Below are 17,915 nucleotides of genomic sequence, written 5' to 3'. Positions count from 1 at the left end.
GAGCAGCAGATGCACGTATCGGAACGAAGCAAACCTGCCGGCACCACCCGCGTGGCAACGAACGCCGAGGCGGAGGCGCTGCGGGACGAACTCGCGCGGCTGAAGGTGGCCTTGCAGGCGGGGCGCGAACAGGTGGAGCGGCTCGAGCGCGTCCTCTCCCAGGGCCCGGCCATGGTCTACGCCTGTCGCCCAGCGGGGGACTTCGGGGCTACCTTCGTCACGGCCAACGTGAAGGAGCAGCTCGGCTACCCGGCCGAGCGTTTCACCGAGGACGCGGGCTTCTGGCTCCACCGCGTGCACCCGGCCGACCGCCCGCGCGTGCTCCACGAGCTGACCCGCCTCTTCGCCGAGGGCCACCACATGCACGAGTACCGCTTCCTGTGCGCCGACGGGAGCTACCGCTGGATGCGGGACGAGCTCGTGCTGCACCGGAACGAGGCGGGCGAGCCGCAGGAGCTCGTCGGCTACTGGACCGACGTCACGGCGCGAAAGGAAGCGGAGCTCGCCGTGGCCAAGCTGAACGCCGAGCTCGAGGAGACCGTGCGCGCGCGCACCGCTTCGCTCGAGGAGAGCCGCGCCGCCCTCGAGACCCAGCTCGCCGAGCGCAACGCACTCCTCAAGGAGGTCCACCACCGCGTGAAGAACAACATGCAGGTGGTCTCGAGCCTGCTGAAGCTCCAGTACGGCCGGCTCGAAGACCCGGCCCAGCGCGCCATGCTCGCCGACACGGAGACGCGCATCCGCTCGATGGCGCTCGTGCACGAGCTGCTCTACCAGAACCCCGAGCTGGGTCGCATCTCGCTGGCCGAGTACGCCCGCGCGCTCGTGCAGCAGGTCAGTCGCTCGTCGGGAATCGACCCGCGGAGGATCCCGGTCGTGGTCCCCGAGGGCGTGGTCCTGCCCATCGACGCCGCGGTTTCGGTGGCGCTCCTCGTCAGCGAGCTGCTCACGAACCTGGTCAAGCATGCCTTCCCAGCCGGCACGCCGGTGAGGGCCGAGCTCGTGGGCTGGCGGCAGGGTAGCGAGCTCCACTTGCTCCTGCGCGACTGGGGGGTGGGACTGCCGGAGGATCTCGCCGTGCTCGAGGAGCGCAGCCTCGGCCTCCGTCTCGTGCGCAGCCTCGCGCGCCAGCTCCGCGGCACGGTGACGCTCGAGCGCGGCGAGGGGACCACCTTCCACCTGTGCATCCCGGCCGCCCCCCTCGACGAGCCGGCGGGACTCCCATGACCGCCTCGGTCGACGCCACCGCCCTCACCCGGGCTGCCTCTGTCGCCCAGCCGGGCCACGGCTCCGCGCAGCCGAGCCAAGGCAACGACGACGACCTCGGCCCGTTGCGGGCCGAATGCGACCGCCTCGGTGCAGAGCTCGCGCGCGTGACCTCGCAGCGCACCCGCCTGGAGCAGCTCCTGACCCACGGCCCGGCCGTGATCTACGCGCTGCAGGCCTTCGGGGCGCACGAGCCCTCGTTCGTCACGCCAAACCTCGCCGAGCTCCTCGGTTACCCGCCCGAGCTCTTCTTGCGCGGGGGAGGCTTCTGGATCTCCCGCGTCCACCCGGACGACCTGCCGGCCGTGCTCGGCAGCGTGCAGGAGCTCCTCGCGTCGGGGCAGCAGGTGACCGAGTACCGCCTTCGCGCGGCGAACGGTCGGTACGTCTGGCTTCGGGACGAGCAGAAGCTCTGCCGCGACCCGGACGGCCGGCCGCTGCACATCGTCGGCTACCTCGTGAACGTCACCGAGGCCCGCCGCGCCGGTCGAGCCATCGCGCGGGCCAACGCCGAGCTCGAGGCGCGCGTGGCCGAGCGCACCGCCGAGCTCGAGGCCAGCCGCGCGGCGCTGCAGCGCGAGCTGGCCGAAAAGAGCGTGCTCCTGCGCGAAATCCATCACCGCGTGAAGAACAACCTGCAGCTCGTCTGCAGCCTGCTGCACCTGCAGACGGACCCCCGCGGCGACGGTCCCGCCCACCGCGCCCTGCAGAGCAGCGATTCGAGGGTCCGCACCCTCGCGCTAGTGCACGAGCTCATCTATCAATCGAGCACGCTCGAGGAGGCGCCGCTCGAGGCGTTCCTCGAGGGGCTGGTGACCGACCTGCGCCGCACGTTTTCGGCCTCCGCGGCGCGCGTGGAGCTCGACGTCGAGCCGGGCATGACGCTGCCCCTCGACTCCGCCGCGCCGGTGGCGCTGATCCTGCGCGAGCTGGTGGCGAACGCGCTCCAGCACGGCCGGCGCGCGGAGAGCGCGGGCACGGTGCGCATCGGGGCCCGGCGCTCCACGGACGGCCGGCTGCTCGAGGTCGCGGACGAGGGGCCAGGTTTCGACCCCGCGGCGCGGGACGCGCACGGAACGGGGCTCGGCCTGCGGCTCGTGGAGGTGCTGGTGCGGCAGCTTCGCGGACAGAGCGAGACGCACTGCGAAGGCGGCACGCGGGTGTGCGTGCGCCTGCCGGACCGGCCCGCGGAAGGCAGACGGAGGGGAGCATGACCACGACCATGGAAGCCGAGGCGCATCCCGGCGCAGCCTCGCCCGAGCCCAAGCGAGCCAACGGGAGCGAGAAGCCGCCCCGGCGCCTCCTCATCGTCGAAGACGAGGCGATCGTGGCCATGGACCTGGAGCTGACGCTCGAGCGCCTCGGCTATCAGGTGGCCGGCACCTGCGCCTCGGGAGAGGAGGCCCTGGCCCAGGTCGAGCAAGAGCGCTGCGACCTGGTCCTGATGGACATCGTGCTCGACGGCGCGATGGACGGCATCCAGACCGCCGCCGAGCTCGGCCGGCGCTTCGACGTGCCCGTCGTCTATCTGACCTCGCATTCCGACGAGGAGACGCTGAAGCGCGCCTGCGGCACCGCCCCGCACGCCTACCTGCTCAAGCCCTTCCAGCGACGCGAGCTCCTGGCGGCCATCGAGATGACGCTGCACCGCCACGCCATGGAGCGCGAGGTGCGCCGGCAAGCCGAGCGGCTCGAGCACCTCGTGCGGGGTCTCGCGCACGCCACGGCCCTGAACGAGGCCATCGTGAGCAGCCTCCCCGTGGGGATCCTGACCCTCGACGGCAACTCGCGCATCTTGAGCGTCAACCCCGCGCTCTCGCGCCTCCTGCAGGTGCCGGAGCACCGCCTCCTCGGTCACGAGCTCGGCACCTTCATCGGCGACGAGGGGCTCGCGAACGGCATCGCGTCCTGCCTGCGGGGGCAGATTGCAGCGGCCAAGATCCCCGTGCAGCTGCCGCGCCCCGACGGGCTCCGGCACCTCGAGGTGACCATCGTCCCTCTCGAGTGCGAGGAGCCAGAGACTCCGCGCACCGGACCGCAGCAGCCCAGCGTCCGGCCGATCCTCGGCGCCTACAACGGCTCGCTCCCGCTCATGGCCCCGCCCCCGGCCCGGGTGCTCCTGACCATCGAGGATGTGACCGAGCGCCACGTGCTCGAGCGCGCCAAGCGCGAGTTCATCTCGCTCGTGAGTCACGAGCTGCGCACCCCCCTCACCTCCATTCACGGGGCCGTGGGGCTGGCCGCGAGCGGCGCGCTCGGAGAGCTCCCCGAGCGCGTCCAGAAGATGATGGAGATCGCCGCGCGCAACACGGACCGCCTGGTGCGCCTGATCAACGACATTCTGGACCTCGAGCGTCTCGAGGCCGGCCGCGTGACCCTCGTGCTCGCCCCCTACGAGGTCGGGTCCCTCCTCCAGCAGGCGGCCGAGTCGCTCTCTCCCCTCGCCGAGCAGGCGGGCATCCAGCTCGTGGTGGAGAGCGAGCCGGCGTGGGCCTATGCAGACGCGGACCGGGTGGGGCAGGTGCTCACGAACCTCATCGGCAACGCGATCAAGTTCTCCACGCGCGGGGGACGGGTGTGGCTCTCCGCCGCCGAGCACGAGGGGGAGCTCCAGCTCTCCGTGCGCGACGAAGGGCGCGGCATCCCCGAGGAGAAGCTCGGGATGCTCTTCCAGCGCTTCGAGCAGGTGGACCAGGGCGACGCCCGGGGCAAAGGGGGGGCGGGGCTCGGACTCGCCATCAGCCGGAGCCTGGTGGAGCTCCACGGCGGGCGCATGTGGGTGGACAGCGTCCTCGGCCAGGGAAGCACCTTCACCTTCAGCCTCCCCGCCGCGCCACCCCGCGAGCTGGGGGCGCAGGCCACCGTGCCCGAGGAGTCCGTCACGCTCCTCATCTGCGACGACGACCCGACCACGCGCATGGCCATGCGCGCGCTCCTCGAGCACCGGGGCTACCGCGTGCTCACCGCCTCGTCGGGGGCCGAGGCCGTGATGCTGGCCGGTCGCGAGCAGCCGACCATCATCCTGCTCGACATGATGATGCCCGAGATGGACGGCTGGCAGACGCTGGCCGCGCTCCGCTCGCGCCCCGTGACGCGCCACATTCCGGTGGCGATCCTCTCGGCCCTCGAGCCGCAGCTCGCGCACCCGCACGCGGAGGAGGTCGTGGGCTGGCTGACCAAGCCCGCGGCCCAGCGCGCCGTCGATGCGCCGGGGGCCTTCGAACGCCAGCTCCGCGACCTCGTGCAGCACGTGACGCGGTCCACCAAGGAGAACACCCATGCCTGAGCCCATGCCCCGCCCGAATGCGCGCCGGGTACTCGTGGTCGACGACGAGACCGACATTCGCGAGGTGGCCCGCGTGAGCCTGGAGGCCATCGGCGGCTACGAGGTCCGGACCGCCGGCGGCGGAGAGGAGGGCCTGCTCGTGGCGCGCAGCGGCTGGCCCGAGGCCATCCTGCTCGACGTGATGATGCCGGAGATGACCGGCTACCAGGTCGTGGCCGCGCTCCGCGCCGACGCGGCGACGCGCGAGATCCCGGTCGTCCTGCTCAGCGCCACGCCCGCGCTGGCCGCCCGCCGCGCGCTCGAGGAGCTGGGGGTGACCCACCGCATCACCAAGCCCTTCGACCCGCTCGAGCTGCCGCGCCTGCTGGCCGAGGAGCTCGGCTGGGAAGGAAAGGACACCTGACCATGCCGCACCCCACGCGACCCGACCGTCACGAGGCCCAGGAGCGCATCCGCACCGTGCTGGCCGAGGGCTGGGCGCGCTTCGAGAGCACCCTCCCCGAGCGCCTGGCCGTGCTCGAGCAGGCGGCGGAGGCCCTCGGCCTCGGTCCTCTGGAACCCCAGCTCGGGGAGCGCGCGCTGCGACAGGCCCACAGCCTGGCCGGGAGCCTCGGCACCTTCGGGCTGCCGGAGGGGACGGCTCTGGCCCGGCAGATGGAGCAGCTCCTGCGCGCGGGGCCGGGGCCGACCGAACGGGCGCGCCTGCTCGAGCTCGTCGGGAAGGTGCGGCGCGAGATCGGCCGCGGGCGTCGCAACGGCGCCGTCGAGCCCCGCCGCCCCGCCGCGGCCTTCAGCTCGATCGTGCCGCAGAGCGTGCTGGTGGTGGACGACGACGAGACCGCCGCAGAGCTCCTGGTAGCCGAGGCGACGAGCCGCCAGATGTTCGCCCGCGCGGCCCGCGGCTCGGAGGAGGCGCGCCACGCCATCGCGCGCGAGCGCCCCGATGTAGTGGTCCTCGACCTGCACCTCACTGAAGGCCTGCCCGAGGCCCTCGAGCTCTTGCGCGAGCTCGCCGCCGCCAAGCCCCCGATCCCCGTCCTGGCCCTGACGGCCAGCGGACACCTCTCGGCCCGCGTGGAGGCCACGCGCCTCGGCGTGCAGCGCTTCCTGCAGAAGCCGCTCGCCCCGGGGCAGGTCCTCGACGAGGTCTCCGCCGTGCACGCCGGGCAGCAGCCGGCCGCGAACCGTGTGCTGGTGGTGGACGACGACCCGGCGATCCTCTCCGTGGTGCGCGGCCTGCTCGAATCGTACGGGGTCAAGATCACGACCCTGGCCGACCCGATGCGCTTCTGGGAGGTCTTCACCGACGTGGCGCCCGACCTCGTGGTGCTGGACGTGACGATGCCCGAGGTGAGCGGGATCGACCTCTGCCGCGTGCTGCGCGCCGACCCCTCGTCGCGGTCGATCCCGATCCTCTTTCTCACGGCCAACGAGGAGGGAAAGACCGTGCGCGAGGCCTTCGCCGCCGGCGCGGACGACGTGATCTCCAAGCCGATCGTGGCGGGCGAGCTCGTCACGCGCGTGACGGGCCGGCTGCGCCGACTGCAGGTGCTGCGCGCCGTCTCGGACACCGATCCCCTCACCGGCGCCGCCAACCGCCGGCGCGGCCGGGACCTCTTGCAGCGCTACCTCGGGCTGGCGCGGCGGCACGGTCAGCCGATGGCGCTGTGCCTGCTCGACCTGGACCACTTCAAGTCGGTGAACGACCGGTTCGGTCACGCAGCCGGGGATCAGGTGCTGCAGCGACTGGCCGAGCTCCTGCGCAGCTCGCTCCGGAGCGAGGACGTGGTGGCGCGCTGGGGGGGCGAGGAGTTCCTCGTCGGCCTCTACCCGGCCACCAAGGAGCAGGCGGCGGTGCGCCTGGAGCACGCGCTCGACGATCTGTCGGCCGAGCACTTCTTCGCCCCCGACGGCACGACCTTCAGCGTGACCTTCAGCGCCGGAGTGGCCCAGTTCCCCGCGGACGGAGCGGACCTCTCGAGCCTCTACGCGGTCGCCGATCGGGCGCTCTATGCGGCCAAGGATGCGGGGCGGGCGCGCGTCGTCGTGGCCCCGACGAGGCAGGGTGGATGATGCTCTCCACGGAACGCCAGGATCCGGGCCCCGACGGTTCCGCGCTCGCCTCGCGGACGGCCTACGAGCTCGGCACGCCGCTCTCGCTGCTGCTCGGCAACCTCGAGCTGGTCACCGAGGCCCTCGCCGCGCTCGCCGCGCAGATCGGTCCCTCGGTGCGGCTCGAGCAGGTGCAGGAGGCGGTCCGCGACGCGAAAGAAGCCGCCCGCCGCACGCGCGAGCTGCTCGGCGCGCTGAAGCGCTCCGACGCGGAGGCGCCGGAGATCCAGCGGCCTCTGCTCGTCGACCTCGTGGCCGAGTCCGCCCTGCGCGTGGTGCGCAGCGAGCTCCGGGGGCGCGCACACGTGGTCCGGGACTACCGGACGCGGCTCTTCGTGCGAGGGAGCGAGCTTCGCCTGGGCCAGGTGCTGGTGAACCTGCTCGTGAACGCCGCGCAGGCCATTCCACCGGGCTTTCCCGAGGAGAACGAGGTGCGGCTGGCGGTCTTCTCTGCGGAGCCGGGCTGGGTCACGGTGACCGTCACGGACACCGGGCTCGGGATCGCCCAGGCGGTGCTGCCGCGCATCTTCGAGCCCTTCTTCACCACCAAGCCGCCCGGCGTGGGGACCGGCCTCGGGCTGCCCATCGCGCAGCAGTTCGTGACCGAGCTCGGCGGCACGCTCCAGGTGCGCAGCGAAGAAGGGGTCGGAACGACGGTGGAGCTGCGTCTGCCGGCCATCGAGACGGAAGGAGAGGACCAGATGGAGGAGCACGAGTCGAGCGACCCGGTCATCGCGCTGCCCCACAAGCCGCGCATCCTGGTGGTGGATGACGAGGTGGGCGTGGGCAAGGTCGTGGTGCGCTTGCTCGTCGAGGACTACGAGGTGGTGGCCCTCACCCGGTCCACCGAGGCTCTCGCCCGCCTCCACGGCGGCGAGCGCTTCGATCTGGTGATCGCCGACCTGGCGATGCCAGAGCTCACGGGGGTGGAGCTCTACCAGGCGGTCCTGGCCTTCGCCCCCGAGCAGGCCGAGCGCTTCGTCTTCGTCTCGGGGGCGGCGGACTGGATCCGGGCCCGGCAGTTCCTCGAGTCGGTGCCGAACCCGCTGCTCGAGAAGCCCTTCACCCCGCACGAGCTCCGCACGCTGGTCGCGCGCCACCTCAAGTAAGTCAGGGCCCGCGCGCCGTAGGTGCCCGCAGGACGGATCCCGGGGCGGTCGAGTTCTCGGACATTGGGGTATGGAGGGGGCGGCGAGCTCGGACGGGCCGAGGAAAGCAGCTAGGCGTGACCACCCATGAGGAGGTGCAGGGCGAACGAGGCCAAGCGCGTAGCGTTGGCCTCTGCCCACAGCTCCATCGCCTCCGCGTCCTCGCAGCCACAGACCGTCGCCAAGTATCAAGGCGACCGCTACTCCTGGCACCCCTCGGTTCCCTCGAGCCCTCGCTCGCGGTCCACCGGCCGCGCCAACGCCGCGATCACTCGAGCCACGGGGGGCGCGAGGTGACGCGAGGCCCGGGCGGCGTCCCGAGTGCCAGCCGCCCTCCCTCTCCCCAATCCGCGGCTGGCGCGAGGGCCCGAGCCGCCGCTTGCGCCGGCCCACTTCGCGCCGCTGCCGGCTCATGCAAGCGGCGGCGTCCGCCAGGGCCCGCGTCACGAGCGCCCTACGACCTCCCTGGGCTCTTCCATCCGGAGAACGCGATCACCCTGAGCCGGATCCCGTCCGAACTTGACGCCCCGCGCCGACGGATGGCAATGTCGGTCGTTGCGAGGACGCATGAAGCATTGTGCTCGGGCCGGGTGGCTGTCCGGCCAAAGACGTACCGTCCCTCCCCGTTCGACCCCCCGGCTCTACCTATATATGGCGCTGGCCGCGCTCGCCCTCGGGATGGCGGGGTGCGCCGGGGGCGCCGTCTGCCGCGCCACGGAGACCGAGTGCGGGGGGCTGTGCACGGCGCTGGCCTCGGACCCGCAGAACTGCGGCGCGTGCAATCGCATGTGCCCGCCGGGACAGCTCTGCTGCCTCGGCCGCTGCATGGAGCACAGCGAGAAGAACTGCGGCACCTGCGGCAACGAGTGCGCGCAGGGGACCCGCTGCAAAGGGGGTCAGTGCCTCCCTTGCGACGAGGACGACCGCTGCGGGCCGAAGTGCGCGCCGTGCGGCGGGTCGAAGCCTCGCTGCTTCAAGAGCGCCTGCGCCGAGTGTTCGCGCCACGAGCACTGCGCGGCGGGCAAGTTCTGCAGCGACAAGGGCGTCTGCACGCCGTGCACCAACGACCTGCACTGCGGGCCGACCTGCATCACCTGTCCCGAGGGGCTCTCGTGCAACGGGCAGACCTGCATCACCTGCAAGACCGACCCCGAGTGCGGGAGCGGCAAGTGGTGCGACGGCGGCAAGTGCAAGGACTGCAACACGAACGACCACTGCGGCGCGAAGTGCGCCACCTGCACCGGGACGGCGCTGCCGCACTGCAACGCCTCGGGGAGCTCGTGCGGCGAGTGCGGCAACGACAACCACTGCCCGGCCGGCAAGTATTGCTCCGAGGCCGACACCTGCACGGCCTGCACGACCCCCGACCACTGCGGGCCGCTCTGCGCCAAGTGCGTCGGCACCGCCATGCCCTACTGCGACCCATCGGGGTGCGCCGAGTGCCTGAACTCCACGCAGTGTCCGAAGAGCCGCCGCTGCAGCGCCGGGACCTGCGTGCAGTGCAACACGGACGATTTCTGCGGGGAGAACTGCACCAAGTGCCAGGGGACGCCGACCCCCTACTGCAACGACGCCGGGACGGCCTGCGTGCAGTGCCGCGCCACGGCGCACTGTCCGTCGGGGAACTGGTGCAAGGACGGCAAGTGCACCCCCTGCAACACGGCGGACCACTGCGGCCAGGCCTGCACGACCTGCTCGGGGAACACCCCGTACTGCAACGCCGCCGGCACGACCTGCGTGCAGTGCACCGACAACCTGCATTGCGGCCAGGGGTCCGGCAAGTACTGCAACGCCGGGAGCTGCGTCCCCTGCACGACCGACGCGTACTGCGGCACCTTCTGCATCAAGTGCGCGTCGAACCTCTTCTGCAACGGGCAGGCCTGCGTGGGGTGCTGCGGGCCCTCGTGCGCGATCTGCCAGCCGGGGCAGTGGTGCAACGGGACCTCGTGCGCGGCGTGCAACCGGAACGACCACTGCGGCCTGACCTGCGCCTCCTGCTCGGGGAGCACTCCCTACTGCTTCAACGGCGAGCGCTGCGTGCAGTGCCTGACCAAGAGCCAGTGCCCGCTCGGCTACGACTGCGACGGCAATGCCTGCGTCCCCTGCGACAAGGCCGCCCGCTGCGGCACGACCTGCGCGGCGTGCAAGAGCGGCGAGACCTGCTGCAGCATCGCCTCGGGCTGCGTGAACCTGAACAACAGCAAGGACAACTGCGGCGCCTGCGGCAAGGGCTGCTCCACCTTCTGCAACAACTCCCTCTGCGACGCGAAGGTGAAGTGCAGCGTCTCGCTCGGGGCGGACATCTATTCCACGCCGGCGGTGGCCTCCGACGGCACCGTGTACGCCACGACGACGGACGGCAAGCTCCGCGCGGTGAGCAAGGACTGCGTGATCAAGTGGACCCTGTCTCTCTTCCACTACACCTCGGCGAGCCCGATGCTCTCGAACGACGAGACCGTCGTCTACGTCACCACCACGGCCGGTCCTGCCGCGGTCTACGCGATCAACACCGCGAGCGGCGCCAAGCAGTGGGAGTTCAAGGTCAGCGACGGCTGGTCGGCCTATAACAACGGCGCGATCGGCGCAGACGGCACGGTCTACGCCTGGGGCGTGCCGCACTTCGACCGGGCCTACCGGGAGTCGGTCCACGCGCTCACCTCGACGGGTACGCAGAAGTGGCGCTTCGACCTGACCGACGGGACGGGGAGCGACACGCGGACCGGCGGCCCGGCGGTGGCCAAGGACGGCAGCGTGTACGCGCTCGGCACGAAGGGGCTTCTGCACGGCATCACCTCCACGGGCCTGAAGAAGTGGACGCGCGACCTCGGCTGCTGCACGAACAACGTGGCCGTGGCGCTCGGCACCGACGGGCACGTCTACGCCGTCACCTCGGCGTCGAACTCGCTCTACAAGGTGAACTCCGCCGACGGGACGATCATCTGGAGCAAGCCCCTCGGCGTCACGATCACCAACGCGGCGCCGGTAGTGGCCCCCGACGGGAGCGTGATCGTCGCGCTCTCCGACGGCCGCATCCGCTCGTTCGCCTCGAACGGCAACGCCAACTGGGTCTACGGGCCGAACGGCTGCTACCACTCCTCCGTGGCCGTGGGCTCGGACGGCAGCCTCTACGCGGTCAACGGCTGCAACGGCAGCGTGAAGGCGCTCGACTCCGGCACGGGGGCGGAGTTCTGGACGCTGCAGGTGGCCGACGCCTTCGCCTCGTCTCCTTCGCTCTCGAAGGACGGCATCCTGTGGGTCGGCGCAGCCAAGTCGCTCTGGGCCGTGACCACCGGCGCCGTGGCCGGACACGCCACGACCGGCTGGCCCAAGCGCTTCGGCAACCGCATGAATCAGGGGCGTCCGTAGCGTCGGCGCGTTCGTCGCGTCGACGCGTTTTCAGCGTCGGCGCGTTCGGGGGCTCGTCGCTCGCTCCTTCATTGAAGCCCAGGTCCCTTGCCCACATGCGTTCGCGCTGCTGCGAACGCTAGCGGCCAACCGATGCGCCAGCCCGGCCAGCGCGGCCGATTCCGTCATTTCGGCGGCTTGCGCGCCAGCGACTGTTGGCCCTGCCGTTGCATTCGTCGGCCTTCGAACACACGGAGGACACAATGCGCACGACGCTGATGACGGGAACTCTCACGGTGATGGTGGCTCTGAGCTCGCCGGCCTTCGCCGCCGACGGAAAAGGCGGAGGGTTTCGCGCGGGCTTGAAGCAGGTCGGGGACGGGATAGGACGCATCACGCACGCGGTCGTGACCTCCCCGCAGCGGCTCCCCGGGGTCGTGAAGTTCGCCGCGCGCTGGGGCGCCACGATCGGCACCTACGGCTACCTCACGGCCAACGGCGTGAACCCGGCCATTGCGGGCGGCGGCTCGTACATCGCGGGCGAAGCCGTGAATCAGCTCACCATCACGCGATCCCGCCGCCTCACGCGCGGCGAGGTCATTCGGGAAGCAGCCTCGATCGGCGGCGGAACGCTCCTGTCGGCGGGCCTCGCCGGGCTCTTCCACAACCTCAATAGCCACATCTTTCAGGCCGGTGCGCTCGTTGCCGTTCAAGGGGTGGGCAGCCGCTTCGCGGGCGTCATGGGCCAGTTCGGCACGAAGGTCGTCCTCGGGGGCCGGGACTTCATCCAGTCCGTGAAGGCGGAGCTGAAGAAGTCCTCCACCACGACGGCCTCGGCCAGCGCGCACCTCAAGCTCGGCGAGTAGCCTCTGCGGGCTGCCACCTCCCCATCGGCCAGGCTAGCCAGTCTGGCTCATTCCCCCGCCGGATCCTCGCCCCACGCATCTCGCGGAGTTAGGCCCCGAGGCGGCTTGGCCTTCGCCTTGCACTGTCTGCGGACACCACGCAGTCAGGAGATGAAGCGATGCGCCACGCATTGATGGGGTCCTTTGTTGCCTTGTTCCTCGTTCACGCCGCGCAGCCGGCTGTCGCCAAGCAACCGGCGCTCTCGAGAACCGAGGAAGCCCACGTGAAGCGCTCGCTCATCGGCGGCGCCAAGAAGGGCGGCTTCGTCGGCGGGCTCGTCGGCTTCGTCTTCGGCTCTCCCTATTACGCCATCAAGGACGGGTTCGGCGGGCTCAAGCAGTCCGTGACCTTCAAGGGCAAGTTCTTGAAGAACCCCGGGGCGAAGATCCTCACCCTCGGCGTGCTGACCACCGCCCTCATGGCCGGCCAGCCCGAGCAGCTCCCCGTCATCGGCCAGGCCATCGGCTGGGTGGGCGACAAGGGAACCGAGATCGCTCCCTGGGTCGGCACGGCCTTCAAGGCCGCCGTAGCCGGTCCGCTCCTTTGGGCCAGCGTCCGGGCCGGCTGGGGCCTCGCGACCGGATGGCTCCGCGGTGCCATCAACGGCGCGCGCGGCGGCGCCGAGGCCGGCGCGACCGCTGCGGGAGTGGGCGCTCTCGTGGACGTCGGCATGGAGCGCGCGCTGGACGACAAGTAGACCACGCCGGGCCACGCTCTCACGCTCCACGCTCTCACGCTCCGCGCTCCACGCTCCCGCTTCCCGCTTCCCGCTTCCCGCTTCCCGCGCGAAACCAGCCCTTCCCCCGAACGCAAGCTGCTCCTCAGTTGCCAGACCGGCAAGGTGGGCGCACCCTTTGCCGCGGCAACCGCGCCGGCGGACTGTCCTCGGTCGCCCGACGCAGCCTAGCTACGCGACCCTCAAAGGAGGCACCCTATGCCCACTCGTACGATCTCGTCCTTCGTCGTCCTCGTGCTCGGAACGATCCTCGGCGCCCGAGCTGCCTCCGCCCACTGCCAGGTGCCCTGCGGCATCTTCTCCGACCACGCCCGCGTCGAGCAGCTCCGCGAGGATCTGACGACCATCCGGAAGGCCGTGACGGAGCTGGCCGCGCTGGCCGGCAAGCGCGACGTGCAGAGCCAGCAGCAGTTCGTGCGCTGGGTGATGACCAAGGAGCAGCACGCCGAGCGCGCGATGCGCATCGTCGCCGACTACTTCCTGGCGCAGAAGGTGAAGCTGCCGCCGCCCGGGGACAAGAAGGCACAGGCGGACTACGTGGAGCGCCTCGCCCGACACCACGCGGTCCTCGTCGCGGCGATGAAGACCAAGCAGTCGAGCGCCCAGGCCGAGGTGACGGCCCTCGGCAAGGCCATCGACGGCATCGCGGGGTACTGGCCGCCAGGCAAGTAGGTCAGCGCCCGCACGCCGCCACCCGGTCGGCCGCAGCCTACCTGCCCAGCCGCACCCTCTGCCCCGCCGACACGCCGCGCACCTCGACGAAGCGCGGGTCCGCCGCGCCGAGCTCCACGGTCAGCGCCGAGAAGAAGGGCCCCTTGGCGAGCTCCACCTCGGCGTGGCCACCCACCACGCGCACCGCCTCGCGCGGCACCATCGCCGCCACCTTGCGCGGCGGGAGCTCGATCGCCACCTCGAGCCGCTGCCCGACGGGGAAGTTCCCCGCGGCGTTCCAGCCGGGCTCCAGGTTCACCCAGGCCGCGCGAATCCACCCCTCCGCCCGCTCGCGCCCGTCGTGGGCCCCGATGGTCGGCCGTTCGAGGCGATGCCCGAGCCGAGCGAGGCGTCCGCGCCCGAGGGTCGTCCTTCCCCCGGGGAGAGAGATCCGCACGGCGAGCCCCACTGCGAGGCGCGCTGCCTCCCCCTCCTCGACCTCCACGCGCAGCTCCACGCGGGTCGTGTCCGCGAGCTCGAAGAGCGGGGTGTTGCCCCCCGACTGAACCCCCGAGACGGTGTCGCCGCGATCCACGCGCCGCGCGAGCACCACGCCGTCGATCGGCGCCACGAGCCGCGTGCGCGAAAGCTCGCTCCTCGCCTGCGCGACCGCCGCCTCGGCCGCCGTCGCCCGCGCCCGCGCCGCGCTCACCTCCGTCGCCCGCCCCCCCGCGCGTCCGAGGCGCAGCTCCGCCTCCGCCAGCTCGAGCCGCGCCTTGGCCACCCCCAGCTCGCGGTCGGCCTCCTCGCGCTGCGCCTCCGCCACGGCCCCCCTCTCGCGCAGCCGCCGCACGCGCCGCGCGCGATCCTCGGCCAGCGCCACCTGCTCCCGCACCGCCGCCGCCTGCGCCGCGAGGGCCTGCCGCTGCTCGGGGCGCGAGCCCTCCGCCACCACACGCGCGCTCGCCGCGAAGGCCTGCCGCTGCGCCTCTCGCCGCGCAACCTCCGCCTGCATCGCGTCCCCCTCGAGCTCGGCCAGCAGCTGACCGGCCTTGACCCGGTCCCCTTCGCGCACGTGCACGGCCAGCACCCGTCCGTCGGTGCGAGCCCGCAGCTCGGCGATCCCGTCGATGGGCACCACCATGGCGCGCGCGATGAGCTCGAGGCGCAGCTCCCCCGCCACTACCTCCGTGGTCTGGGCCGCGAGCCGCCCCCGCACCCAGAGCCCCCCCCAGATCCCCGCCAGGAGCGCCGCTCCGACGAGGGCGTAGCGTCGTCCGCGTGACATCAACCTGCCTCCCCGGCCACGGAGGTCGCCATCGTCGCGGGTTGCCGCCGCTCGTCGCGCACCAGCCTTCCGTCCTCGATATCGATCACGCGGTCGGCGAACTGCTCGAGCCGCCGGTCGTGGGTCACGATCACGATCCCCTTCTCCGGCCCGAGCTGCCGACGGAGGAGCTGCATCACGCTCATCGCGGTGGTCGTGTCGAGCGCCGCGGTGACCTCGTCCCCGAGGATCAGCACCGGCTCGCCGGCGATGGCCCGCGCGATCGCGACCCGCTGCTTCTGTCCGCCCGACAGCTCCCCCGGGCGGTGGTGCAGCCGGTGGGCGAGCCCCACCCGCGCGAGCGCGACCTGCGAGGCCTCGCGTGCCGCCCGGCTCGTCATCCCCTTCATGCGCAACACCTCGGCCACGTTGTCCAGCGCCGAGAGCGCCGGAAAGAGGTTGTAGGTCTGAAAGACGAACCCGAGGTGCGTCCGCCGCACCTGCGTCGCGCGCGCCTCGCCGAGCTCGGTGATCGGCACGCCGCAGAGCTCGACCTGCCCCGTGGTCGGGCGCAGAAGCCCCGCGAGGAGCGAGATCAGCGTGGTCTTGCCCGAGCCCGAGGGCCCCATGATGAGCACCAGGTCACCCGCCCGCACCTCGAGGCTGACGCCGTGGAGCACGGGCGTCTCGACCTTCCCTTCGCGGTAGACCTTGGTCACCGCCTCGGCGCGGACCAGCACCTCCGGAAGCGCGCTCATTTGAAGACCTCGGCGGCCTCGAGCTTGAGCACGGCGCGAATGCTCCAGAGACTGGCCAGTCCGCACATGAGCAGGATCGACCCGGCGCCGAGGAGCAGCACCCCGCCGTCGATGGCGATGTTGAGCCCCGCCTGCGCGATGAAGTGCTCCATCCCCTTGGCCATCCCGACGCCCACCGCGCCACCGATCACGGCCAGGAACAGCGCCTGCCAGGCCACGAAGAGGACGATCTCGAGCTGCGTCGCGCCCACGGCCTTGAGCGTGGCCAGCTCGCGCATGTGCTCCTTGGTCAGCGTGTAGAGGGTCTGCCCGACGATCACCACGCCCACGATGAGGCCGAGGAGCGCCGCGAAGCCGAGCGCGGTGCCGGCTCCCGAGCCCGTGACCCAGTAGCGTTCGGTCATCTGGCGGAACTCGTCGTTCGTGCGGACCTGCAGGTCGGGGCGCTGTTCGAGCGCCGCGACCACGTCCTTCGCGCAGCGGCGATCCTTGAGGTCCACCAGCCAGTAGTGCGCCTGGTCGTCGGCCAGTCTCATCAGGCGGCGCGCGTTCTGGAGCGTCATGAAGACGTAAGGCGTGAGGGTGAAGGAGCGAATCCCCTCGGTGACCCCGGCGATGTGCACCGTCTCGCCCCCTACCTCGAGGGTGGCCTTGCGCGGGTCGCCCACGATCTGCAGCTTCGCGAGGTCCAGGCGGTCCACCGCCACGCGGTTCGGCGCGAGCAAGTCCTGCGGCAGTCCCACGCCGAGGCTCCAGGGGAGCAGCGGCCAGCTCGCGGGCTCGATGCCGATCCCCATCACGGCGTCCTGCGTGCCGTTCCCCTTGCGGCTGAAGACGAACGTGATGGTGAGGCCGCGCACGCGCGCCACGCAGGGCTGGCTGGCCACGACGGTCCGGCTCACCGCCGAGAGCTTGTCCGCCGTCTCGAGCACCTCGGTCCCGCGCGGCATGACCCACAGGTCGCCCCCCGCGTAGGCGATGAGCGAGGACGCGTTCTGCTGGAAGCCCACGTAGAGGCCGATCTGGGCCAGCACCAGCGTCGTGGCGAAGGCCACCCCCGCAAGCGCCGCGGCCATCTTCCCCCGGTCGTGGGTCAACGTGAGGAGCGCGATGCGCCGCATGCCGGTCCGTAGAATACCACCCCGACCGGTGCCTCGCCCGGAGCCCGAGGTCTTGCAGATGCGCGGCCTTCCGGCCTCCGCTCGCGCTTGACCGAGCTATATCGTATCGGATATAGTTATTTGCATGGTTTGATTCGAGGAGGAAGGCCATGTCCATCGCCCCCGCATCCCCCGTCCGCACCCTCGAGCCGGCCGAGCTCAAGGAGCTCCTGATCAAGTCCTGGCTGACCCACGACGCGATGTGGTTCCGCCACTGCGCCGAGGCGCTGGGCCTCGAACGGGCGAACCAGCTCAACCTGCAGGCCGTGCGCTCCATGGCCGCGGTCGAGATCCGCCGGCTCGTGAAGGCTCTCGGGCTGGGCGAGGTGCGGGACATGAACGCGCTCAGGGCGCTGCTCGACGGCGCCTGGCAGCTCATCCGCGCCGACTTCATGGGCTTCCGGCTGACCTATCCCCGGCCGAACGTGCTGCGCTGGGAGACCGATCGCTGCTTCGCCTTCGACGGCGTGAGCCAGCTCGGGGCAGCCGCGCAGTACCACTGCGGCATCTTTCCGCGCATGGAGACCTGGCTCGAGACCCTGGGGGTCCGCTACACTGTGGCCCCCGCCTTCGAGGGCTGTCTGATGCACCAGACCGGCGCGTGCGCGCGCGAATACACCTTTTCCTTCGACGAGGCCCCGCCCGCATGAGCGGAGGCCGAGCGATCGCCGCCTGACCCGTGTCCCTGCCCCACTACATCCTGGGCTGGCTCGCCGCCTCGCCGACCCACGGCTACGAGCTGAAGAAGCGCTACCGGGAGTTCATCAACCCCGACGAGAAGCTCGGGGACGCGAAGCTCTACCCGCTGCTGAAGGAGCTCGAGCGCCAGGGATTGGTGGAGAAGCGGCTCGAGGACACCGGCACGGGCCCCGCACGCAAGGTCGTGCACGTCACCGAGGCCGGCAGGGCGGAGTTTCTGCGCTGGCTCACCAGCTCCGAGGGAGAGGACTACGAAGGCCGGCCCCCCTTCGACTTCTTCCGCGCCTTCCCGTTTCTCACCAAGTACCCCTTCTTCCGGCCGCTCGGGCGCAAGGCCCTGGCCGGAAAGCTCCAGGCTCAGCTCGCGCTCCACCGCCAGCGCCTCGAGGGCTACCTTTCGACGCGCGAGAGGATGCGCGAGAAGGGCCTCTCCGAGCCCAAGCTCCAGGCGCTCGAGTTCGGCATCCTCCTCGAGGAGGCCAAGCTCACCTGGCTCGAGCGGGCGCTGGCGAGCGCGACCCAGCCCCCGTCGGCGGGCGGTGCCAAGCGGTCCCGCAAGGGGAAGGCCGTCCCGAGGTAGC

15 protein-coding genes are annotated in these 17,915 nt (G+C 71.5%); 12 read left to right on the top strand and 3 right to left on the bottom strand.

Annotated elements, in window-relative coordinates:
• The first annotated feature begins 9 nt into the window (after positions 1 to 9).
• The 10 genes from IT371_28680 to IT371_28635 all read left to right on the top strand — a co-directional run bounded on the left by IT371_28680 (position 10) and on the right by IT371_28635 (position 13,471).
• Positions 10 to 1,227, top strand: coding sequence for a PAS domain-containing protein (locus tag IT371_28680; GenBank protein ID MCC6751662.1), 1,218 nt, complete (start codon positions 10 to 12; stop codon positions 1,225 to 1,227).
• Complete coding sequence (locus IT371_28675) at positions 1,224 to 2,480, top strand: PAS domain-containing protein (protein MCC6751661.1); 1,257 nt, start codon at positions 1,224 to 1,226, stop codon at positions 2,478 to 2,480. The genes IT371_28680 and IT371_28675 overlap by 4 nt, the downstream gene beginning before the upstream one ends.
• A complete protein-coding gene (locus IT371_28670) occupies positions 2,477 to 4,552 on the top strand; it encodes a response regulator (protein ID MCC6751660.1) in 2,076 nt (691 codons plus the stop codon). The genes IT371_28675 and IT371_28670 overlap by 4 nt, the downstream gene beginning before the upstream one ends.
• A gap of 4 nt (positions 4,553 to 4,556) precedes the next feature.
• Positions 4,557 to 4,955, top strand: coding sequence for a response regulator (locus IT371_28665; protein ID MCC6751659.1), 399 nt, complete (start codon positions 4,557 to 4,559; stop codon positions 4,953 to 4,955).
• Positions 4,956 to 4,957: 2 nt separating this feature from the next.
• Entirely contained in the window at positions 4,958 to 6,625 is a 1,668-nt protein-coding gene (locus tag IT371_28660) for a diguanylate cyclase (GenBank protein ID MCC6751658.1), read from the top strand.
• Entirely contained in the window at positions 6,622 to 7,773 is a 1,152-nt protein-coding gene (locus IT371_28655; GenBank protein MCC6751657.1) for a response regulator, read from the top strand. Before IT371_28660 ends, IT371_28655 begins: the two co-directional genes overlap by 4 nt.
• Before the next feature lie 606 nt (positions 7,774 to 8,379).
• A complete protein-coding gene (locus tag IT371_28650; GenBank protein MCC6751656.1) occupies positions 8,380 to 11,178 on the top strand; it encodes a PQQ-binding-like beta-propeller repeat protein in 2,799 nt (932 codons plus the stop codon).
• A 242-nt stretch (positions 11,179 to 11,420) separates the two neighbouring features.
• Positions 11,421 to 12,023, top strand: coding sequence for a hypothetical protein (locus IT371_28645; GenBank protein ID MCC6751655.1), 603 nt, complete (start codon positions 11,421 to 11,423; stop codon positions 12,021 to 12,023).
• Between the two features lie 263 nt (positions 12,024 to 12,286).
• Complete coding sequence (locus IT371_28640) at positions 12,287 to 12,760, top strand: hypothetical protein (protein MCC6751654.1); 474 nt, start codon at positions 12,287 to 12,289, stop codon at positions 12,758 to 12,760.
• 237 nt (positions 12,761 to 12,997) lie between these two features.
• Positions 12,998 to 13,471 carry a superoxide dismutase gene (locus IT371_28635; GenBank protein ID MCC6751653.1) on the top strand — a complete coding sequence of 158 codons (474 nt, stop codon included), beginning with the start codon at positions 12,998 to 13,000 and terminating at the stop codon, positions 13,469 to 13,471.
• A gap of 37 nt (positions 13,472 to 13,508) precedes the next feature.
• On the opposite strand, the gene IT371_28630 is transcribed toward IT371_28635, so the two are convergent.
• The 3 genes from IT371_28630 to IT371_28620 are packed head-to-tail and all read right to left on the bottom strand — an operon-like array spanning position 13,509 to position 16,596.
• Positions 13,509 to 14,738 (bottom strand): HlyD family efflux transporter periplasmic adaptor subunit, encoded by a 1,230-nt coding sequence (locus IT371_28630; GenBank protein MCC6751652.1) that lies wholly within the window; start codon positions 14,736 to 14,738, stop codon positions 13,509 to 13,511.
• Complete coding sequence (locus tag IT371_28625; protein ID MCC6751651.1) at positions 14,738 to 15,475, bottom strand: ABC transporter ATP-binding protein; 738 nt, start codon at positions 15,473 to 15,475, stop codon at positions 14,738 to 14,740. Before IT371_28625 ends, IT371_28630 begins: the two co-directional genes overlap by 1 nt.
• Positions 15,472 to 16,596, bottom strand: coding sequence for an ABC transporter permease (locus IT371_28620; GenBank protein ID MCC6751650.1), 1,125 nt, complete (start codon positions 16,594 to 16,596; stop codon positions 15,472 to 15,474). The genes IT371_28625 and IT371_28620 overlap by 4 nt, the downstream gene beginning before the upstream one ends.
• A gap of 149 nt (positions 16,597 to 16,745) precedes the next feature.
• On the opposite strand from IT371_28620, the gene IT371_28615 reads away from it, so the two are divergent.
• A complete protein-coding gene (locus IT371_28615) occupies positions 16,746 to 17,285 on the top strand; it encodes a hypothetical protein (protein MCC6751649.1) in 540 nt (179 codons plus the stop codon).
• 29 nt (positions 17,286 to 17,314) lie between these two features.
• On the top strand, positions 17,315 to 17,914 hold the full coding sequence (locus IT371_28610) for a PadR family transcriptional regulator (GenBank protein ID MCC6751648.1): 600 nt from the start codon (positions 17,315 to 17,317) through the stop codon (positions 17,912 to 17,914).
• Position 17,915: the final 1 nt, after the last annotated feature.

Source organism: Deltaproteobacteria bacterium, assembly GCA_020848905.1.
Classification (GTDB): Bacteria; Myxococcota_A; Polyangia.
The sequence above is the reverse complement of the archived record's forward strand: the minus strand, read 5'-3'. Positions and strand labels throughout refer to the sequence as shown.